This is a genomic window from Novosphingobium sp. FG137, from assembly GCF_057809735.1.
Window position 1 is genome coordinate 142,735 of record NZ_JBMDKN010000004.1, and the last position, 22,943, is coordinate 165,677.

Sequence of the window (22,943 nt, forward strand, 5' to 3'; positions counted from 1 at the left end):
TTGACCCTCTCACCAACCAAGGATTGGGTTGGGAATCGGGGGCTCAGGAGACAAATTCCACAAATCTGCAGATGTACTTGCTCGATCAGCGCGCTGTTCGGGGCGATATATAGTGAATTAGCCTCGAATCAGTTTCGAATATGTGTCGAAGAATTGAGTCTCAATAATGAGATTGATTTGGAGCAATCTGCAGATTTTTTGATTTTGAATCGGCCAAATTATTCTGATTCAGTATCATTACTGGTTGCGATTTCCTTCAGGAGGAATTAACAAATGGTTAACTTGAAGTCTCTGCTCCTTGCCGCGACGGTTGTCGCCGGCTCGGTAGCATCGCCAGCCTTCGCGCAGCAGATCCCGCTGCCGGCTCCTTCGACGTCCGACGGCGCGCTGCGCGGTGCGGGCGCTTCTTCGGTCCAGAACGTCGTCGCACGCAGCTTCAACTGCCTCAGCGCAGTCGACAACCAGCGCGGTACTTCGTCGAGCGCGACCTCGCTGACCACCCTGACCCAGGGCGTGTTCAACGGCGTCCCTGCCGTTAACTGCGCTGTTGACACGGATGCTGTCCAGACCAACGTCCAGGGCAAGTACGTTGCGACCGGTTCGGGCTTTGGCCGTCAGGTGTGGCGCAACTTCCGCAATGATTTCGTCGGCGGCGCGACTGCGACGGCTGGCGTGTTCAACCCCTTCGGGACCTGGAGCAACGTGCAGTACGGCTTCTCCGACGCCGGCATCTCGACTTCGGATCTGACCACCTACAACGCTGGTCTGGCGGCCACGAACGGCGGTGCGGCGATTTCTTTCCCGCTCTACCTGCTCCCCATCGCGGTGGCCTACAGCTCGACCTACGGCACCAACGCTGCCGGCAACCCGATGGTTTTCAATGCGAAGGGCAAGGGCATCGCGCCCGCCGGTGGTACGCCGGCTGCGGTTCTGAAGTTGTCGAAGGCAGCCTACTGCGGCATCTTCAATGGCACGATCACGAACTGGAACGATCCTGCGCTGAAGACGCTCAACAACAACATCTCGCTTCACGATCCGGTCAACGACACGCAGACCCGGTGGGATACTGACGGTGCGCCGATCCGTCTCGTCGGCCGTCTCGACCGCTCGGGCACGACCGATCTCTTCACACGCCACCTAGCGGCTGTCTGCAACCCCACCAATGCGCCGGGCGTTCCGGCGAGGACGTCGGCGACAGGCAAGGTGCTCGCTGCTGCCGTACCTACTTTCACCGGCCTGAACCGTTTCAGCAACGCGGCGGAAACGCTGCCCTATGCGACTTCGACCGGCATCGACTTCCGCAGCATCCGTTCGGATACCGGCTACCGTGTCAACAACACCGCCTCGAACCTCGCTGGCACCACGAATTCGATCTCGGGCGACTACTTCAACGGGACCTCGATCGTGAACATCGGTTCGGGTTCGGTCGCTTTCCCGAGCAACCCGGGGCCTTCGTCGACGCCGAACGGCAACCAGGGCACCGGCTTCTTCATCCTCGGGGATGGCAGCTCGCGCGTTGCTGGTGCGATTACGCTGGCACCGGACTACCAGCTGGGTGCCGTCAAGATCAACGGCAAGGTCGGCTACATCTCGGCCGACTTCGTCAATCCTTCGGTTGACGCGCTCGCCGGTCTGTCTGCAGCCACGCTGCAGGTGGGCGTTTCGACGACCCTCTATGCCAACCCGACCGCCGCCGCCGCCAAGACCGCGATGGGCACCATCCTGCCCCCGCAGTCGGACACGACTGGTCTCTTCAGCACGGCCACCGCGGACAGCCGTCTGGTTCGCCCGACCAGCGGCACCACGCTCGTTTCTGCGACGCGTGACAACCCCCTCGCCTGGACCGACGTCCTCTATGCGGACAGCAGCCAGACGCTGGCAAACCCGACCGTCGGTTATCCGATGACCGGCACGACCCAGGTGCTGCTGTACACCTGCTACGCCGGTGCGAACCGCGAAGCCATGGTGTCGTTCCTTGGCTGGACGCTTGGCCAGTACACGAAGAATGGCAGCGGTGCGGTCGCTCCCAAGGGCCTGCTGAACGGTACCGTTCCGGCCACCCCGGGCGTGCTCTTCCAGAACAACATCGGCGTCGTGCCGGCGAACTGGACGCGCGCGATCGTCAACACCTTTCTTTCGAACCCGACTGCCGAGCCTGCGCTCGGTGCGCTGAACCTGTGGATCCAGGACAAGACGATCCCGGCCTATCAGACGGCGACAGCGGCCATCTACTACGGTGAGACAACGAAGGGTGCGCCGGCGGCAACTGCTACCAACCCGGCGACCAAGATCTGGCGGGCTGCCAAGCCGAACATCCGGATCGCGACCAACCCGAACCCGACCTGCTCTGGCAAGACGGGCGCCTGATCTTCCGCTCATGGCGTAAGCTGAACGAGAAGGGCTCCGGAGTAATCCGGGGCTCTTTTTGTTTACCTTGTGCCGCACCGGGAATCCGCCAGCCGGCTCATCAACAGACTGTCACACAGATTAAACACTGGCCCGCCAGAGACCATGGAGACAGGTGTCGGGGGAATCAGATTGCGATGGGCGGGCTTAATGCACCTGTTTTACGTGCGTGCTTGCCGCTGGCATGGTTGCTGACGCCTGGCTCTGCAGCTTGGGCTGCGCAATCGTCTCCGGTCGAGCAAGCGGCTCCCGCCGGGCAAGCTGCTCCTGCTGCTTCCGCAACGCCCGCCGGTGCCGAGCGCGCACCCGACAAGTTCTTTGTCCAGGCCTATGATATCTCAGGCGTGACGGTCTTGCCGGCGAGCGAGATCGAGCGTCTGGTCTATGCGTACTCGGGTCCTGATCGCACCGATGCCGATGTCGAAGCGGCGCGCAAGGCCTTGCAGGATGCCTATGCCGTCCGCGGCTATGGCGCGGCGGTGGTCGAGGTTCCGCTGCAGGAGCGGGAAGCCTTCGCGCAAGGTGTGATCCGCATCGCGGTTAACGAAGTGCCGGTCGGGCAAGTGCGGGTCACCGACAGCCGCTATCACTCGCTGTGGGTCGCCCGTAGGCAGATCCCTTCGCTCGTCGAGGGCAAGCCGCTCAATATTCCGGCCCTGCAGGCTGACATGACTCAGGCGAACCGGTTTCCCGATCGCACGCTCAATCCGATTTTCAAGCCGGGCAGGGCTCCCGGGACGATCGACGTCGACATCAATGTCGACGACCAGCGGCCGCTTCACGCCAGCCTCGACCTGAACAACGACGCCAGCCCGGCCACAACCCAGCTGCGCGCGATCGGCACCGTCAGGTACACCAACCTGTTCCAGACGGGCCATGCTGCAACGTTCACGTACATCGTATCGCCGCTCAAGCGCACGGAAACGGAAGTCTTCTCGGGCTCGTATACCTTTCCGCTGCTGCGCACGCCCTGGAGCTTCGCGATTTCAGGGTACTACTCGAACAGCAATATTGCGGCGCTGGGCGGGACCAACGTTCTGGGCAACGGCTATCAGATCGGCGCACGCGCCATCTATCACCTTGCTTCCTCCGGCAGCCAGCAGCAGTTCAGCTTCGGGTTCGATTACAAGAACTTCAAGCAAAACATCCTTGTCGCGGACGTTCCCACCAGCACTGCGCCGATCCGGTATCTTCCGATTGAGCTTGAATATACGGTTGCCGGTGGCAGCGAGAAGGTCAATTACGCAGTCACCCTGGGGACGACGATCGGTCTCCGCGCGATCAGGCCCAAGGTTTGCGCCAGCCTTACCGGGCCTTGCGTGCTGGTCGATGCCTTCCGCAACCGGGAGCAGTTCAGCAACGAGAACTTCGTCCGCGGCGATCTCTCGGTCGATCTGTCCTATGCCTTCAAGAACGATATCGTCGCGGCGTTCCGGCTGAACGCGCAGCTGGCGGATTCGCATCTCATCACCAACGAGCAGTTTTCCGCCGGCGGCCTGCGCAGCGTGCGCGGATACTATTCGTCCGAGGCTGTCGGCGATAACGGGATCGGGCCAAGCCTTGAACTGCGCTCGCCGTCGCTGGCGGGAAGCTTCGGCAAATGGCTGACCGAGGCCCGCTTCTTCGCGTTCGGCGATGCGTCTTTCCTGCGCGTGCTCAACCCCCTGCCCGAGCAGACTTCGAGCTTCACGCTCGTCGGTCTTGGCGGCGGACTGAGAGTGCGGTTGTTCGACCGGATTTCCGGTGAGGTGCTGGGCGCGGTCGCGATGACCAGCGGCCCGGTGACGAAGCGGGGATCGCCCCGAGTAAGCTTCGACGTGAAGGGGGAATTCTGAGTGTATCAGGCAACCGTTAAAACAGCGATCCTGCGCCTGTTGCTGGCGTTCGTCCTGTCCCTGGGGCTGGCCTCTCCGGCTGCCGCTGAGGGTGAGGCCGCCGGCTGGTGGAACAAGGAATGGAGCTATCGCAAGGCGGTAACGATCGACACCTCGCCGACCGGTGTCAACGTCAGTGGCGCGATCGGCCGCACGGTGGTGCTTGTGCGGCTGCACAGCGGCAACTTCACCTTCACCGACGCGATGGACAACGGTGCGGACATCCGCTTCGTCGACAGCGACGACAAGACCCCGCTGCCCTACCACATCGAGCAGTACGACGCGGCGACGGGCATCGCCACGGTGTGGGTTTCGGTGCCCAATCTGACCGGCGGCGAGAAGAAGAAGATCTGGATCTATTTCGGCAACAAGTCGGCACCGGTTGGCGCGGACGTACCCGGCACGTTTGATCCGGATTACACCGCCGTCTATCATTTTATCGAAAAGCCGGGCCAGCCGGCCACCGATTCCACCGCCAATGCGAATTCTGCCAAGGTGGCCCCTCCGGGAGTGGACGAGAGCGGGATCGTGGGCCGCGCGGCGCAGTTTCCGGGGCAGGGCGCGCTGACGATCGATGCCAGCGGTTCGCTGGCGATGACCGCAGGTGCGCCGTTCACGTTCACGGCCTGGATCAAGCCGCAGCAGTTGGGAGGCCAGCAGGCCATCTTTGCGCGGGGCGGGCTGGTGATCGGGCTGAACGCCGGGGTTCCCTACGCCTCAGGACCGGGGGTCTCGGTCACGGGAAGCACTGCGGTGAAGCAGGGTGAGTGGAGCCACATCGCGTTCGTTTCCGATGGCAAGGTGTTCTTCATCTACGTCAATGGCACCGAGCAGGGCACGGCGGCCGGTGCGATGCCGGCGCTCGACGGTCCGATCAGCATCGGCGGTGAGACCAGCCAGCCCTTTACTGGCGCCCTCGACGAAGTGCGCCTTTCGAAGGCGGCGCGACCCGCGGCGATGCTTCTGGCGATGGCCCAGGCTGAAGGCCCGGGAGGAAAGCTCGTCTCGGTTTCGGAAACTGCGGAAAAGCAGAGCTCGGGCAGCGGCGTAATCTCGTTCATCATCAGCAAGCTGGAGCCAGTCGATACGGTCATCATCGGGCTGTGCATGCTGCTGCTGGCGGCCGCGATCGCGCTGATGACCGCAAAGGTGCGCTACCTCAATGCGGCCGACAAGGCCAACAAGCGCTTCCTCCGCCACTTCGAGGCGATGCGCGACGCGTTCGTGCCGCTGGATGAAGCCGAAGGGGTGGCCCCGCAGGAAGCGGCCCATCTCGACCGCGCTTCCCCGCTGGCCCGGCTCTATGCTGTCGGCTTCGACGAACTCTACGAACGCGTGGTCGCCTCGGGGAGCCGGCCGCTCTCGAGCCAGGCGATCAACTCGATGCGGGCGGCGGTGGATTCGCAGTTCGTCAAGGAAAACCAGAAGCTCGACCATCTCGTCGTGATCCTCACCATCGCGATTTCGGGCGGTCCGTTCATCGGCCTCCTCGGCACGGTGGTCGGCGTCATGACCGTGTTCGGCGGCGTGGCGATGGCCGGTGACGTGAACGTGAACGCGATCGCACCGGGCATCGCGGCCGCGCTGCTCGCCACGATCGCAGGCCTGGCCTGCGCCATCCCCTCGCTGTTCGGATACAACTATCTGAACGGACGCATCAGCGCGCTGGCGGATCAGATGCGCGTGTTCATCGAGCAGCTGATTACCCGCATGGCCGAGGTCCAGGCCAATGCTGCGCTCGCCCTTGAAGAATCGAATTAAGGAAACCGTGCGATGCAGGTAGGTGGCGGCCGCAAGGCCTATGACGACATCAATATCACCCCAATGCTGGACCTCGCTTACGTCCTCCTGGTGATCTTCATCCTGATGGCGACGGCCTCGGTGCAGGGCATCAAGGTCGATCTGCCCAAGGCAAGTTCGGCCAAGAGCCTGGTCCAACCCAAGACCATCGCCATAACGGTGAACAATCAGGGACAGATCTTCATGGACGCGTTCCCGGTCACGCTCGCCGATCTGGAAACACGCCTGCGCAATGCCAAGGCGTCGAACCCCGACGTGCCGATCGTGCTGAAGGGCGATCAGACCGCGCAATATGGCAAGATCACCGAAGTGCTGGATATGTGCCGCCAGCTCGACCTGAACAAGGTCGGCCTGGTCACCGGCAAGCCGACCGCCTCCTGATCGCCGGACCGGACCCAGAGCAGACTGCGCCGTGGCCAGACAACCATCCTTTCCGGATCCTGAAGAGCAGGGGGCGCGCCGCGGACTGCTGATCGCAGTGGGCGCGGTGATGGTCATTGCCCTGCTGTGGTTTGCTTACTCGGCGCTGACCGCCACCAAAGGCGTAAAGGTCGAAGCGCCGCCACCGGCCGTCATCTCGATGCTGCCACCCCCGCCTCCGCCCCCGCCGCCGCCGCCGCCGCAGCCCAAGCCGCCCGAGCCGCAGGAAAAGGCGGCACCGGTGCCAAGCGTCGAGCCGCCCAAGGCGCCCGCACCGGCCGCGGTTTCGATCAATGGCCCGGCCCAGGCCGGCGGTGATGCTTTTGGCCTGCAATCGGGCAATGGCGGCGGCATCGGCGGCGGCGGCTCCACCGGTGCCTGCGTCGGGCCCAACTGCGGCGGCAGTACGGGCATGAGCGAGGTGTTCTACCGCCGCTATCTGAGCGCCGTCCTGCAGGAGAAGGTGCAGCGCGACGACCGCGTCAACCGGCTGGTTTTCAGCGCCGATTTTGCGATCACCATTTCGCCTTCGGGCCGGGTCACTTCGGTGAGCTTGCTGAAGACAAGCGGGCGCGAGGACCGGGATGCCTCGCTCAAGGCCATCTTGCTTGCCATTTCCAATCTCGATCCGCCGCCCAGTGCGGTCCGGTTTCCGCAGCGGATCACGGTTCGAGGAAGGCGCTCGCTGTGAGCAGCGCCTGTACGCATTCCAGGGGAAGTTTGATGAGACGGTTGAGGTCTTCTTTTGCATCGGCACCGCTGCTCGCAGCGTCGATCTGCGCGGCACTGGCAGCGACGCCTGCGTATGCCGACCAGCAGGCCGGATCGGCGCTTGACGCACCGCCGGCGGCAAAGCCTGCGCCGTCGAGCAACGCGATGATCAATCTCGTCCGGCTGCTTGTCGCACAGGGCACGATCACGCGAGAGAACGGCGACAAGCTGATCGAGGAAGCGGAACGCGAAGCCGCCGAGGCGCGGCTTGCGGCGGCGCAGCCGCCGGCGGCAGCAGCAGCCCAGAGCGCAACCGGCAACCCCGCAGCGGCGGCCGCCGGGCAGTATGCGGCGGGCAATCTTCCCCCACCGGCGCAGGGCACCATCCGTGTGCCCTATATTCCGCAAGTGGTGCGCGATCAGATCCGCGACGAGCTCAAGGATGAAGTGCTGAAGCAGGCCAAGGCGCAAGGCTGGGCTTCGCCGGGCAAGGCAGCCCCGGAATGGGTGAACAACCTCAATGTCTATGGCGATATGCGCATCCGCTCGCAGTCGCACTTCTATAGCAAGGACAATTCGGACTTCGTGCCGAATTTCCAGCAGATTGTCTCGGGCGACCGCAATCAGGGCCAGGTTCCGCTCGATCTGATCAACGATCCGATCCCGCTGCTCAACACGCGGCAGAACCAGTACAACCTGCTGCGCTACCGCTTGCGGGTCGGGGTCGATTTCAAGATCGGTTCGAAGGTCAAGGTCGGGTTCATGCTCGGCGGCGGCAACGACGTTTCGCCGGTCGGCTCGAACGTCAACCTGGCGGGCAACTTCACCGATCGCAATTTCATGATCCACAAGGCCTTTATCGAGGCCAAGCCCACCGAATGGGCGACAATCACCGCCGGACGCATGGGCAATCCGTTCTGGACTACCGAGGCGCTCTTCGACAACGACCTGAGCTTCGACGGGTTTGCTGGCGCATTCCGCTTGCCCGATATGGGCGGCGCGTTCGACAGCAAGCTCGTGCTGGGAGCGTTCCCGCTCGATTTCGGCGCGCTGAACTTCCCGAATACCTCGAACGTCAAGACGGGCGTGCCGCAGCGCTGGCTGTTCTCCGCCCAGGCCGAAACCGACTTCCACCTTGGCGGCGACATTCTCGTCAGGTCGGCGGTCGGCTATCACCACTATATCAACATGCAAGGCCAGCCCTCGGCACCTTGCGCGCTCTATCTCGGCGTGACCGAATGTTCGACCGATGGCACGGCAGCGGGCTTCGTGCAGAAGGGCAATACGCTCTCGTTCATCCGGCGCATCGTGTTCGATCCGACCCTGCCGGCCACCGCAGTTCAGCCGCAACCGCAGTTGCTCGGTCTGGTCCAGCCCTATCACATTCTCGACGCCATGCTTTCGGTGAAGGTGCCGATGGGCGAGAACACCGACGTCACGTTCAGCGGCGAATACATGCGCAACCTCGGCTTCAAACGCAGCAACGCGTGCCGCTACGGGATCGCCGGTCAGCCGGTCAACAATGGCGGTTCGGGTGGCAACGGCAACATCTGCGATCCGGTCGAGGCCAATCGCACGCCCTATGTCGGCGGGAATCAGGGGTTCGACCTGCAAATCGGCGCAGGCTGGGCGCATCCCAACCGCCCGGGCCAGTGGCGGGCCTATGTGGGCTATCGCTATCTTGAGACCGACGCCGTGGTCGATGCCTTCACCAACGACTACTGGCGGCTCGGCGGGACCAATACCAAGGGCTACGTCATCGGCGCCACGGTGGGTCTCTACAAGAATGTCACCTTCGGAGGGCGCTGGCTGAGCGCCAACCAGATTAGCGGCGAACCGCTGGCCATCGATGTCCTGCAACTCGATCTGAACGTGGAGTTCTGATGCGCGCCCTGCCTGTCCTGCTCGCGGTGTTGTTGGGCGCCCCCGTAGCCATGGCGCAGCCGGTCGTTCCGCCGCCACCTCCGCCTGCGCAGACTGCCGCGTCGGTGCAGTCGGGCCAGCCGGTAGCCCCGACAGCTGCCGACATCGATGCGTTGCAGCAGCGCCTGCTTGCCTCGCAGCAGGTGATCGCGACGTTGCAGCGCGAACTGGCGGATGCGACGGGGCGGGCGGGTGCGCTCGAGCAGTGCCGCCTGCGCAATGGCCGGCTTGTCTCGATCGGGCGCCAGCTCATCGACGCCTATGCCAGTCGCTATGCCCAGTTGCATCGGCGCGATCCACTCCAGCTCGGTCGGCGGCGTTTCGAGTTCGAGCTGCAGGCCCTGTCTGATGCTGTCTACGACAACAAGGTCGATGTCCCGCTGCGCACCTTGCCGGGCGGAACGGCGATAACCGGCGAGCCGGAAAAGGCGAACTAACCATGGCATTTCGGCGATCAGGCGTAGGTGGGCTGCTCGGTGGGACAAGCCTAGCCGCGATCATGCTCGGGCTCTCGGCCAACCCGGCACACGCGCAGCTTGCCGCGATGCGCGCGGCGGCCGGGACTGTTGTTCCGCCGGTTGCGGTGCCCGCCGGTCCGGGTACGCCGCAACGCTCGCAGACCATGCAGGATGCGCTGGCGCGGCAGGTGCGCCTGCAATCGCGCGCGCAGGCGCTGGCTACGTATGTGACATCGGCGAAGTCCGCCGCTCTGGCCGCGATCAAGACAAAGCCGGTTGATGGCGTTGCCAATGCCGGGCTCAATCCGATCCAGGCGGTCCGCAATGCGACGATCTATGTCGCGGCCGGTGTCGATGCCTCCACCGTAAAGGGTAACAGCGCGCCGCTGTCCGTTGCAGCGGTGAATGACCTTACCGGTCAGAATACCTGGGAAGGTGCGCTGGCACCGGTCCAGAGCACGGGCAGCAATGGCAAGGTTACGGTCCGGATCGATCAGACGCAGCAGCGCGCGCTGCTTACCTGGCAGAACTTCGATGTCGGGGCGAACACCGAGCTGGTGTTCAATCAGAAGCAGGGCGGTGTCGTCCAGAAGAGCTGGAGCGTTGTCAACCGGGTGGCCAATCCGGTCGCGCCGAGCACGATCCTGGGCGCGATCAAGGCCGATGGCACCGTGCTGGTGCTCAATCGCGCGGGGGTCATGTTCGGCCCGACCGCGCAAATCAACCTGCATTCGCTGGTCGCCAGCAGCCTTGAGCTTGGCAACTTTGCCTCGTCGGTCACGACTGTCGGCGCCACTTCGTTCTTCAATCCGACGACAGTCAAGGACCGGATTACCGCCTATCTGCAGAATGGCCTGCTGGTTCAGGGTGCGCCCGGGCTCAAGGGACAGCTGCTGTCCTCGCTGCTTCCTGCCGGCAGCCAGTATGATGTCAATCAGCCGCTGCCCGTGGCGGGCGGCCTCGAAGGGGACGTCCTCGTCCACCAGGGCGCATCGATCACCTCGGACAGCGGTGGCTACATCATCCTCGCCGGCCCGACTGTGCACAACGCCGGGACGCTGACGGCCAGCGAAGGTCAGGTCAGCCTGCAGGGTGGGCGCTTCATCGGCGCGACCACCTCCACCGGTGCAACCGGTAGCGCCGACGAGAACGTGCGCGGCCTGATCCTTTCGAGCCAGATCCCCAACGTGCCGCTGCAGCCGCAGGCGCCGACCCCGGATCAGGGCGTGGTGACCAATTCCGGCCTGATCGTTTCCCGCCGGGGCTATATCTCGATGGGAACGTCGATCTATGGTCAGGTCACCAACGATGGCTTGCTGAGCGCCACGACCAGTGTTTCGCGCAACGGCAAGATCGCGCTGACGGGCGGGTCCGTCATCCTTGCCGGCAATGTCGATCCCGGCAAGGCCAGCGGGATATCGATCCTGCCGGACGACAACGGCGAAACAATTCCGCAGGGCAGCGCCAGCAGCCCGCCAGCGTTCAAGAGCTCGCAGATCGTGATCGGCAACACGGTCAACTCCTATCTCAGCACCGACGGCAGCGGCGATACTGCCCTGCTGCCGACGCAGTTCGCGATGGAGCAGAACGCCTTTATCTTCGCGCCCAGCGCGAAAGTCGTGATCGGTCACGATCTTTCGCAAGGCGTCTTCGTTCCGAACCCCGGCATCACCGCATCGGTGTCGATCGCCGACGGCGCGATCATTGATGTCAGCGGCATGAAGGGGGTGGCCCGCAAGGTTTCGGACAACAGCGTCAAGATCAGTCCCGCCAAGCAGAACGAACTGCGCGATACGCCAACTTACCGCTCGGTGCGCACCGATGGCGGCTTCACGCTCAACGGCGCGACGCTCTATGTCGATGCCCGCGCCTCCGGGGTGCGATCGGACGGGGTGGCCTGGGTCGGCTCGCCGCTGCTCGAAGCGGGCAGCGCCGTCAGCCAGATTGCCGTCACAGCCGCCGAACTGATGACCAAGGGCGGCAGCATCAGCATCGATGTCGGCACCGCCATCAGCACGATCAATCTGACCGCCACGCAGATCGATGCCTTGGCCAAGGTGTCGATTGCCAAGGGGGCGCTGTTCGATGTTTCGGGTGGCTGGACCACCTACTCCGCCGGGTTCGTGCAAACCACGCAGCTGCTGACCAAGGATGGCCGGGTCGTCAGCATCGATCAGGCCGATCCGAACGACGTGTTTGTTGACATCGTCGACGGGTTCACTGCGGCGCAGACCCGGCTTGGCATTTCGCAAACCTTCAGCTCCGGCTCCCTGCAGGACCAACGCTTCGAGGACGCCTACGACGAAGGTCGCGATGCCGGCGCGCTGCAGATCGGGGGATCCCTGATCGCCTTTGAAGGCACAGTGCATGGGGATGCCTTCGCCGGATCGCGGCAGCTGGCCGGGGCTATCGAACCGACAGCCAAGTCATCGATCACCGGCGATCCGCGAAAGCTGCAATATTCCAAGAACCAGCTGCCTTCGGGCGGGCTGCTGCGGATCGGCTCGTTCAGCGGCTCGTCCGGGACAGGCCTTGGCCAGGACATCGTGGTCTATCGCGGCACGAAGACGGGGCCGGCGAACCAGGCAGAGTTGCTGCTCGATGACCGGATGCTCTCGCAGGCGGGTCTTTCGGGCCTGATGCTGCAGACAAGCGGTTCGGTGACGTTCGCATCAGCTTCCGACCGGTTGCTGACGGACAGCTCGGCGCTTGCGATCACGGGCAATTCCGCGCTGACGCTGGCTGACGGCGGCATACTCGAAGTCGATGCCGGACGGGCGATCCGGTTTGGCGGCAGCGTTCGCATTGCCGGCGGGACAATCGCGGCGCGAACGTACCAACTGAGCGACATCAGCGCGCCGGGTCTTTCCACCACAGGCAACCCGTTCCGCGACGATGACGATATCGCGATCAGCTATGCCAGCGGCGATACCCTGCCAGGTGGCCGGTTCGACGTTACGGTAAGCGGCACGCTCTCGGTCGCAGGCAAGTGGGTGAACGACTACCGTGGGGTTGCCAGCCCGCAGGGCGCTGGCTGGATCAATGGCGGCTCGATCAGCCTGACGGTCGCGCCCAAGGTGTTCGTGCCGCTGGATGGCGACATCTTCACCGCTTCGCGCGCGGCCGATCTCAGCGGCAGCATCCGGATCAAGTCCGGCGCACTGCTCGATGTCTCTGCCGGCGCCTTTGTGTCCAGTGCGCGCCAGTTCGATCTTTCGGCGAGCGGCGGCAATGTCAGCCTGATCAACGAGACGACCTACGCTGCGGTCGCGGCCGTGCAGAACAATGCCGATCTGGTCGGTAGCCAGGTGCGCGGCCAGACAGTCGCGTTCACGCCGAAGACGGCGCAGTCGACGACGATCGGCGTGCTCCCCTCGTTGGTGCCGACGAGCCAGAATGCCGAAGTGAGTTTCGCGGCCGACAGCATCCGGGGTTTCGGCTTCTCCGGCGGCGGCACGTTCAAGCTCGTTTCGCCCAATATCGCCTTTGCCGGGGCGAGCGCCAGCGCAGGCGAGGGCAACGCCACGGTCGTGCCGCTCGATTTCCTGCAGCGGACCGGCTTCGGTACGCTCGACATGACCAGCTACCGTGCACGCACGGTGCGCGATCTGTTCGACAACGGCAGCGCCCGGCTGTCGAGCTTCTTCGAAACCACGCGTTTTACGGTCGGGTCGGGCGAGACGCTTGATCTGACACAAGTCACGCTGCCTGCCATCCTTGATGCAGCGGCCCAATCGCGCTTGCTCGGCCTCGCCAGCGGCGGTGATCTGGGGACCATTCTGACCCCCGGCGTGCCCAGCGATGTCTGGTATCGCAAACCGGCAAACCTGGTCCTGCGCGGCCTGACCGAGCTTGATGTCGAGGCTGGCGGCAAGATCATCGGCGCGCCGGAAGCGTCGATCGTGGCGCCAAAGCTCTACAATGCCGGGGTGATCGATCTGCCGGGGGGCAAGATCCAGCAGATCGCGACCTTGCCGCTGGCGCTTGATCAGAGCGGCACGGGCCTGTTCGATGTTATGGGCGACACACGCGATTTCGCGGTCGTGTTCGGGGCGCAGGATGCGTCGGGGCGCTACGCTGAAAGCGGCCTCAACACCGGCGGGTTCCTCAATGCCGATGGCTCGGTCAAGACCAACAATCAGTTGTTCACTACGGTGGGGAGCGAGCAGTTCTTTTATTTCCTCGGCCGTGTAGGGGCCAACGACGGCATCGTGCTGGCGGAAGGAAGCACGACCAACCTCGCCGGAACCGCGCTGTTCGATCCCGCAGCCCCGCTGCGGGCCGATGGCACGCGCTACCTCTTCGGCCGGATGATCGGCGGCGGCAGCATCACGACTGCAGCCGCGTTCCGTCCGCAAAGCGACGCGAGCCGTGCCCTGTTTCCCAATCCGTCCTATGGCTTTGTCAGCTATCCTGATCCGACGAGCACATCGTCATCGCCGCCGCCGCTGCTCGCCCAGACAGTGGCGCGCCGGTTCGTGGCGCGGCCCGGTGCGCTGCTCGACATCAGTGGTGCCAGCGCCACTTTCGATGTTCCGGTGCAGGACGGTCAGTACGCGCCCAGCCAGCAATGGAGTGATGCGGGAACCGTTGCGCTGAGGTCAGGGGGAACGCTTTCCGGCGCGACGATCAAGGCGCAAGGCGGTGCCGCTGCAGCGACAGGGGGTACGCTGGAATGGCTGCTGCCCACGCTCCGGGCGGCAGACGACGGTTCCGGCGCGGACAACGTGGCGTTTGCGGACGGCATCACGAAGGCCGGCTTCGACAGCCTCATCGCCTACGGTGGCTTGACGCTGGACGGGGTGTTCAACCTCAAGCTGGACAAGGGCCTGCTGGTCCGTTCTCCCGTTTCGCTCGACGGGACGCCGATCGGTCCGAATGCCTCTGTCACGATCTCCGCGACGCAAGGGACGAACGCGACGATCGAGGCTCCCTACATCGCCTTTGCCAGCCGTTCCGGCGCGTTGCGCAATTCTGCAGCCGCGACCGGGGATGCGACTGTCACCTTCTCGGCCGGTGCGCTGGGGATGGACTTTTTCGGAACAACTCTGTTCGACAGTTCGATCGGCAACACCAATCTGCTCAGCCGTGCGGATGTGCGCCTTATCGGGGTGGACGACCGGACGGACTTGACCTCGGCCCCCGTCCTGAACGGAAGCCTGACCGCCGCCGGCAACCTGACGTTCGACGCGGCGCGGGTCTACGCGACGACCGGAACCGGCAACCTGCAGCGCACCCTTGAGATTGCCGCGGGTGCGAGCGACACGCGGGCACCCTTGCCCTTCCAGATCTCTGCTCTCGGCAACGGGACGATCACGTTCCTCGGCAGCCATATCGATAGCCGTGCACCGTTGTCGGCAGGCTCTTTCCTGCAGATCAATGCGAAGAACATCGTCCAGAATGGCTATCTGGCTGCTCCGCTGGGCCGGATCGCCTTCGGTACATCTGAGAATCCGGTAGGGACGATCAGCTTTGGCGCCGGCAGCGTGACCCAGGTTTCGGGTGCAGGACTCAATATTCCCTACGGAACAACCACGGACCTCTCGCAGTACTTCTTCACGCCGGGTTCGGCAGCGCCGCTGACGCAGTTGCCCAGCGGGAATCTGCGGGTTAGCGCGGAAGAGATCGATTTCGCGGAAGGCGCGAAAGTTCTGGGCAGCGGCGGTGGCGATGTCTTCGCCTATGAGTTCGTGTCAGGCACGGGTGGCTCGCGCGATGTGCTGAGCCGATTCAACACCGATGTCTTCAGCAGCAACGATTTCGACGCAGCGACTGGGCTGGGCTACCAGTATGCCGACCAGCGGCAGGTCTATGCGCTGGTTCCGAGCGAAGTTGCGGCCAAGATCGCGCTGTACGATCCGGTCTATTCGGCCGACTACGGCATCGGCAGCCCGAGCGAGCTTTATGGCACCAGCGCCGGGCTTGCCGTGACGCTGGATGGCGGCGGCGGCCTTGCGGCGGGTCAGTATGTGCTGATGCCGGCGCACTATGCCCTGCTGCCGGGTGCGTACCGGATTGTCGAGAATGTCGGTGCGGCCGCGCCGGCCAGCGGCAGCGTACAAGCCCTGCTTGACGGAAGCGTTGTGCTTGGCGGGGTCTATTCGACCGCAGGGACAAACCTAGCCTCCTCGCAGCGGCGTTCGTTCACGGTGCAATCGCAGGCAAGCTTCCTGCGCTATTCGTCGATCCGGACCACGGGCGGCACCACCACGATCCGCGACGACGCCATCAGCAGCGGACGCATCGTCCCGCGCTTGCCGCTTGATGCGGCGCGGGTCGTGCTGGATCCGCTCAAGGCGCTGCGTGTGGCGGGTGCCTTCGAGATGGCTCCGGCCGCAGGGGGCCGGGGTTCGACGGTCGATATCCTCGGTAGCTCGATCATCATCAGCAATTCGGACACGCCCCGGGCAAACGGGCTGTCGCTGTCCAACAAATCGATCGAAAATCTCAACGCCAACAGCCTGATGATCGGCGGTGAGCGGATCGAGAACACCGACGGGACGACCCGGCTCGGCATCACGGCCAATCGCATCGTCGTCACTTCCGCGGCCGATATCAAGGTGCCGGAACTGATCCTCGCGGTGGCGGGTGCGGGGTCGGCCCTCAACATCAACGACGGTGCGTCGCTGACGGCGACCGGAACCCTCGCGGACGACCGCGCGGGCAACTACCTGATTACGTCGAACGCCTCCCCATCGCCGAGCGATCCGTTCGACCAGACCGGCATCGGCTCGGTTCTGCGCTTGTCCGGCGGACCGCAACGCGCCGTTTCGCGGCTGGGATCGTTTGCCGCCAGCAACGCCGGACGCAGTTCGCTGCTGAATGTGGGCAAGGTCGCGCTCACCGGCAACAGCCTGTTGCTTGATACCAATTTCCGCTTCACGATCGACGATGCTGCGCAGCTTACAACCCCACTGATCGGGATCAGCGCCTCCAACATCGCCTTCGGCGCAGGGGGAACGATAAGCGCCACGCTGGAAAGCCAGCTGGCGAAGGCTTCGGAACTGATCCTGAGTTCTTCCGGCCCGATCTTGTTTGATGCCAATACAACCCACACCTTCAAGGGCCTGACGATCGATGCGTCCGGGATCGCGCTCTCCAATCGGACAGCGGGCACCGACACACTCACGATCAACGCTGCCGACACGCGGATTGCCAACAGCCGCCAGACTGCAAGCAACAATGCTTGCGCGCTGACGGGGCTTCTGGCCTGCGGGACGAACGGCAATGTATTCAACCTCAACGCAGCGACGCTGACGCTGGGTTCCGGCAACTTCAACACCTACAGCTTTGATGGCGGCGTCAATCTCACCGCGACAAACGGCACGTATATCACCGGCAGTGGCGCGTTGCAGGCCAACGGCGCGGCACTGACGCTCAACACGCCGTTCCTGATCGACCGCGCTTCGGTGATCGATCTGAACAGCAATACCGGGGTGGCCAGCGACCGGATCACGCCGAAGGGCAACTACACCATCCCGGTCACGCCCGATTACCGGTTCGCGACCACGGGTGCCGTGAAGGTGACCTCTGCCGGAACGGTGAGCAGCACGCCCACCGGGCTGCGCGCGCCGGGCGCGCGGATCAGCTTTGGTTCGACTTCGGCACCGGTTGCCGCGATCACGATCGATGGAGCCGCGCTGACCGCGACGGCGGGCGTGCTCGATATCCAGTCCGCCGGCTCGGTGACGCTGGCCGGGGCTGCCTCGCTGGCCACGCCAGGCTTTTCGCGCAGCTTCGGTGATGCACAAAGCACCACGACGATCTCTGCCGGGGCCGGAACCATCAATCTCGTGTCGCTGACGGGCGATATCATCCTGCCCTCGACGAGCACGCTTTCCGTCGACAACGGCATCGGCAATGCTGGCCGGCTCAATCTTCTGGCTGGCCGGGGGGCAATCGCTTTCGACGCGGTGCTGAACCCGCAGGTGACGGGCGTGCGGACCGCATCGCTGGCCTTCGATTCAGGAACTTCGGCGTTCGATCTTGACCGTTTTGTCAGCACAAATGGCCTGAAGTTCCAGGGCGATCTCTCGGTCCGCTCGGGCGCGGGCAATCTGTCGCTGGGCAGTGGCCGCACCATCCGGGCAACCAGTGCCAGCCTCACGGCGGACGGCGGCTCGATCATTATCGGCGGCAAGATCGACACTTCGGGTGTCTCGGCGGCAGGCCTGACGCCCAGCCAGCTTGCGACTGCGCGGATCAGCGGCGGCGATGTCGCGCTGTGGGGCCGTGACGGCGTCAGGCTGCAGGCCGGCTCGGTGATTGACACCCATACCAGCGGTTATGCCGATACCGATCTGCGTCAGGCCAGTGCAGGCGACGTGCGCATCGGCATTGGCGATACCGGCGGCGCAATCGCGATCGATGCGGGCGCCACGATCGATCTTGGCGCGCGCCGCACGCAGGCCGCGCTCGCTGCGAACACGACGGCCAACCGCCTCGTCAGGAACACAGTCAAGGACCCGCTGACGCTGGTCAACAAGGACGTCTACCAGTTTGTGGCGGCTGACAAAGGCGGCACGCTCTCGCTGCGCGCGCCGATCATCGGCAGCGGAATGGACGAGATCGACGTGCGGCTGAAGGGAACCATCGTTGGTGCCGGCGCGCAGCAGATCGAGGCTTACCGCCGCTATGATCTCGATGCCCTGTCGGGCTTGTACGACGGCGTTTCGCCCTCGAGCAATGGCGTCTTCCAGTTCCTCGATTTCACGCCGACCGGGGCGAACATCTTTAGCGATGTGTTTGTCGACGACCTGACCGGGATCCAGTCGCTTCCCTACTTCATCCAGAACTTTGCCGTCCACGCTGCCGACGGCAGCAATCTGGGCGGAATGCGGCTGCGGCCCGGTGTCGATCTGGTCTCGAGCCGTTCGATCTATACGCAGACGGCGTGGAACCTGGCGGCGGGAACGCTGGACGAAGCCGGTGCCCGCGCGGCCGGCCTGCTGGTCGATCTGCCCGAACTGGGCCGGCGTGCGACCGATGCGCAGCCGTACTTTGCCCTGAAGCCGGGGTCGGAAAGCCGGATTATGTCCGACTACGTCTCGTTCCTCTACCGTGTCGGCGGCAAGGCCAGCGGCGAGGCGGCCGTGGTCAATTTCAAGGCTGCCGGCAGTCTCAACATCACCCGTTCGATCAACGACGGCTTCTTCAGTTTCGCCGACAAGACCGACGCCAGCTACGTGAGCTACCAGCTTGGCGGCGGCGACCGGACGTTCAATCTCGGGCTGCTCACCTCTTGCGGCACAGCTTTCGACTGCAGCAATGTGACGAGCTATTCGGCGGTCGATTCCGGCACCGTAGCGGCAAGCGCCTCCAACACGCTGACGATCAACATATCGCGCTTCCTCACCGGCAATCAGGTCGGCGCTTCGAAGGTCCTCGCGCCCTATAATCCCTTGGCCAATTCCGCGATTGCACTCGGCAACAACTCGGACAACCTGACCGGCGACATTGGCGGCGATGTGCTGGGCTTTGCGCAGCTCTTCCCGAGATTGACCGATGGCAACGTCATTCGTTCCAGCGACTTGCGGCTCGTCGCCGGCGGTGCTGCATCGGTCAATCCGCTTCAGGTCGATCGGGCCAATGTCAGGAACCTGACGGTCGAGGGCGAGACGAGCTATCAATTGACTGCGACACAGGGGCTCGCATTCCTTGGCAATTCGATCGACCTCAAGCTGTCGGTTGCCGGGCTCAGCAATGCGGCGCTTCCGGCCTACTCGTTCGCAGATCTGCTCCGCACCAAGGATACCCGCGGCAACGTCGACGCGCTCGATGACGACTCCTATGCCTCGATAACGTGGGGCACGCTGGAAAGCGGCCAGGCTCAGGATTTCCGCGTTGCGTCGCAGGCCTTCTTCCAGTCGGGTCGTGCGCGGTTCCAGACCAACGCGCGCGGGCTCGTGACGGGTGTCGCGGCACCGCTTTCCGACATGCTTGCGTTCTTGGAGTCGATTACGCCGGACTTCCTGGCCAAGCAGCAGAGCGGCACTTCGGTCGGTTATCCCGTTGGCAGGCCGACGGCGCCCACGCCGATCAACTTCGGCGACCGGTCAGCCTTCGTCCGTTCGTTCGTGCGCACCGGCGATGGTTCCATCTCGCTTGCGGCATCGGGCAATATCGATCTGCGCAACGGCGAGACCGCAACCTATCGCAACGAGAACGGCAGGACCGTGTCGGCCGGAGCCGGCTCGCTGGTGGGCGGCACGGCCGTCTACACAGCGGGTGTGCGGGTTTCGCCCGCGACACTTTCGGCAAGGATGGTCGATACCGGGACCATCGCTGCGATCACACCGGATAGCATCTACATCAAGACGCCGGACCAGGACATCACCTTCCTGCCTTCACCCAAGGGGCTCGACGATCAGGCGGCGGTGATGGCCGACCAAGGCGGATCGCTCACGCTGTTTGCAGGCGGTTCGGTCCTGGGTCGGCGGGACGAATGGTCGGAAAAGTTCCTGGGGAACGGCGCCACTGCACCGGGCAATATCGTCACCAGCTATCGCAAGTCGGCGATCGGCGATACTTCGCAGCGCTGGCGGCCGGGCGTGGTCGGCCAGGACACCGAAATCGCGATCGCGCCCAAGTACTTCACCAGCGGCATCGGCGCTCTTGCTGGCGGCGATGTAAATCTTGTCACCGGGGGATCGGTCAACGACCTCACCGTGGCGCTCGACGCGGCGGTGACGACCACCACGAACACCGGCGGGATCGGTGATGTGATGCTGACGCTTGGTCACGGGGATCTTTCCACAACGATCGGTGGCAATCTCGGCGGCGGTCAGATCGATATTGCCTCAGGCCAGGGGCGGATCAACGTGACGGGCAGCGTGGTCAGCTTCGGCCGCGAACCGCGATCTTCGACCGGCGAGACCACGCAATATCTGCGCGTGCGGCTGGCCGGCGCCAATGTGGCCCTCGCCGCGCAAGGCTCGATTGCCATGGCAGGCGTCTCCGCGCTGGGTGCATCACGCAGCGACGAGAGCGTTGATCGCTACAACGAGGCCGGGTTCTTTACGCCTTCCGCCTCGTTCAGTGCCATCGCGACCGGCGGCCTGCGCTATGTCAACAACCGCTTCGAACAGACGGTGCCTTTCCAGGTCGGCACTGGCGGCGCTGGCATTTTCGGCGGTTCGGTGTTGCCGCCCACGCTGACGCTTGCCGCACTCACCGACACGCTGGTTGCGCCGAGCGTGCCCTTGATGCTCTACCCGTCCAGAACGGGGAACTTGCAGCTGTTCAGTGCGGGCGACATTTCCTCGCTCGTGATCGCGATGAGCGATAGCGATCCATCGCTTCTGGCAGGCGCATTCTCTGCGGCCAGCTTCAGCCTGACCTCGATCAACGCCACCGGCGGCGGCATCGTCTCGGCGCCGGTCGGGCTCGGTTTCGGCATCCCCGGCATCCAGCAAACCACCAGCGAATACCTGCTGCGGCTCTATCACAACGAGCAGCTGACCCATGCCGGCGATACCGACCCGGTCCGGATCTTCGCGGGCCGGGACATCAGTCAGTCGTTGATCAACCTCCCCAAGGCGGCGCAAATCACCGCTGGTCGGGATATCACCAATCTCATCTTCACCGGCCAGAATGCCAATGCGCAGGATACCACGCTGATCAGCGCCGGGCGCGATATCACCTCCACCACGGCCACCTCGACGATCGACAACCTGCCCTACATCGTGGGCAACAACTTCGTGCTCGGGGGAATGGGCAACCTCGTGGTTCAGGCCGGACGTGACATTGGTCCGTTCATCAATTCCGCGGTCGTCGACAATGTGAGCTATGCGGGCGGCATCCAGACCGTCGGCAATTTCTTCAATCCCTGGATCAGCGAAGGCGGCGCCAATCTGGCGGTGCTGTTCGGCGTTGCCGGCGGCATCGACTATTCCGCTATGCGGGAGACCTATCTCAATCCGGCCAATGCCGACAATCTCGACAAGGCACTGTTCGTGCAGAACGCCGACAGCCTCGGCATTCGCCGCCCGGACCGGACGAAGCCGATCTACGCGCCGATCCTGGCAAAGTGGCTCAGGAGCAACGATCCGACCGGCTTTGCCGCCATTTTCGGGACGGCAGACTTTCCCGATACGACTGCGGGCCAGCAGGCGCTCGCCAATGCCGCCTATCCGCAGGCCGACAAGCTCTACAGCGCGTTCACGAAGCTTGATCCGTTGCTGCAGAACCAGTTCCTGCGCACGGAAGTCCTCTTCAACGAACTGCAGCAGCCGGCGCTTCCGGACGGTCCTTCGTATCTGCAGTACTATCGCGGCTACCGCGCGATCCAGACACTGTTCCCGGTCAGCAAGGGCTACACCGACAACCTTGCCGTCTACACCACGGATTCGGCAACAGTATCGGCCGACAGCCCGCAAGGCATTCCGACGCGCAACCTGGTGGACGGCCAGCCCCAGAAGGCCGAGCTCAAGTCGACCGGCAATGCGGACTTGCGGCTTGCCACGCTGCAGACCCTGAATGGCGGCGATCTGGCGATCATCGGCCCGGGCGGCAACTTCATCGCCGGTTCGGTGGTGCGCACGTCGGAGCAGGCAGCGTCGCGCGTGACACGCTTCGGGGTCGATCAGTCCGCAAGCCTCGCCTATGGGCAGCTGACCAATCAGAACACCAATCGCATCAGCGCGATCCCGATCGGCTTCGAAGGCGTGCTCACGCTGAACGGCGGTTCCGTGAGCTCCCTCACGGACGGCAACTTCCTCGTCAACCAGAGCCGTGTGTTCACGCAGGCAGGCGGCAACATCACCATGTGGTCGTCGAACGGAGACCTCAACGCGGGGCAAGGTCCGCGCAGCGCCTCGAACTTCCCGCCGGTCACCGTGCGCTTCAATCTCGACGGCTACAGCCAGGTCGATAGTGCAGGGAGCGTATCGGGTGCGGGTATCGGTGCCTTCCAGCGCCGTCCGACAGATCCGACCTCGTCGATCATCCTGCTCGCACCAGCTGGCGAAGTCGACGCGGGTGATGCGGGCGTGCGCGCCACTGGCAACGTGCTTGTGGCGGCAGCGCGAGTCGCCAACTCCGATGGGTTCAGCGCCGGTGGCTCGATTTCGGGTGTTCCGAGCCTGGCGGCGACGCCGGCGCCCGTGGCTCCGTCCTCGGCTGCTTCAGCGGTGACGTCGCAAAGCAGCGGTTCGAACAGCGGCAGCGACACGTCGAATCGGCGCTCGATCATCTCGGTCGACGTGGTCGGCTTTGCGGGGAATGCCGCGCCTTGCGAACCAGGTTCAACCGATCCCAAGTGCAAGCCGTAGAGGGCATTCGGACCAGTCTGGGGGGCAGCCAAGCAGCTCTGGACTGGCCGGAAAATGCATCGGGCAGCCGATACGGGCTG

Annotated in this window: 9 protein-coding genes; 8 read left to right on the top strand and 1 reads right to left on the bottom strand. The window is 64.1% G+C overall.

All coding sequences use genetic code 11. The features are described from left to right. Positions 1-282: 282 nt before the first annotated feature. The 5 genes from ACODS2_RS12660 (at position 283) to ACODS2_RS12680 (ending at position 7,191) form a co-directional block, all read left to right on the top strand. Positions 283-2,367, top strand: a complete 2,085-nt coding sequence (locus ACODS2_RS12660) for a substrate-binding domain-containing protein (protein WP_488999139.1) — start codon at positions 283-285, stop codon at positions 2,365-2,367. 227 nt (positions 2,368-2,594) lie between these two features. Further along, complete coding sequence (locus ACODS2_RS12665) at positions 2,595-4,241, top strand: ShlB/FhaC/HecB family hemolysin secretion/activation protein (RefSeq protein WP_488999140.1); 1,647 nt, start codon at positions 2,595-2,597, stop codon at positions 4,239-4,241. After that, the gene (locus ACODS2_RS12670; RefSeq protein ID WP_488999141.1) at positions 4,242-6,041 is read left to right on the top strand and encodes a DUF2341 domain-containing protein; all 1,800 of its coding nucleotides are present in this window, start codon (positions 4,242-4,244) and stop codon (positions 6,039-6,041) included. It begins immediately after the preceding gene. A 12-nt stretch (positions 6,042-6,053) separates the two neighbouring features. Then, positions 6,054-6,461, top strand: coding sequence for an ExbD/TolR family protein (locus tag ACODS2_RS12675; protein WP_488999142.1), 408 nt, complete (start codon positions 6,054-6,056; stop codon positions 6,459-6,461). A gap of 31 nt (positions 6,462-6,492) precedes the next feature. Continuing rightward, positions 6,493-7,191 (top strand): TonB C-terminal domain-containing protein, encoded by a 699-nt coding sequence (locus tag ACODS2_RS12680; protein ID WP_488999143.1) that lies wholly within the window; start codon positions 6,493-6,495, stop codon positions 7,189-7,191. Here ACODS2_RS12680 and ACODS2_RS12685 read toward each other — a convergent pair. Further along, a complete protein-coding gene (locus ACODS2_RS12685; RefSeq protein WP_298167221.1) occupies positions 7,163-7,384 on the bottom strand; it encodes a hypothetical protein in 222 nt (73 codons plus the stop codon). The two genes, ACODS2_RS12680 and ACODS2_RS12685, sit on opposite strands and share 29 nt — an antisense overlap. Here ACODS2_RS12685 and ACODS2_RS12690 point away from each other — a divergent pair. Genes ACODS2_RS12690 through ACODS2_RS12700 form a run of 3 tightly spaced genes read left to right on the top strand, consistent with a single transcriptional unit; the run spans position 7,377 to position 22,863 of the window. Next, positions 7,377-9,095 carry a putative porin gene (locus ACODS2_RS12690; RefSeq protein WP_488999144.1) on the top strand — a complete coding sequence of 573 codons (1,719 nt, stop codon included), beginning with the start codon at positions 7,377-7,379 and terminating at the stop codon, positions 9,093-9,095. The two genes, ACODS2_RS12685 and ACODS2_RS12690, sit on opposite strands and share 8 nt — an antisense overlap. Continuing rightward, the gene (locus ACODS2_RS12695; protein WP_488999145.1) at positions 9,095-9,571 is read left to right on the top strand and encodes a hypothetical protein; all 477 of its coding nucleotides are present in this window, start codon (positions 9,095-9,097) and stop codon (positions 9,569-9,571) included. The genes ACODS2_RS12690 and ACODS2_RS12695 overlap by 1 nt, the downstream gene beginning before the upstream one ends. Before the next feature lie 2 nt (positions 9,572-9,573). Next, positions 9,574-22,863, top strand: a complete 13,290-nt coding sequence (locus ACODS2_RS12700) for a filamentous hemagglutinin family protein (RefSeq protein WP_488999146.1) — start codon at positions 9,574-9,576, stop codon at positions 22,861-22,863. The last annotated feature ends 80 nt before the right edge of the window (positions 22,864-22,943 follow it).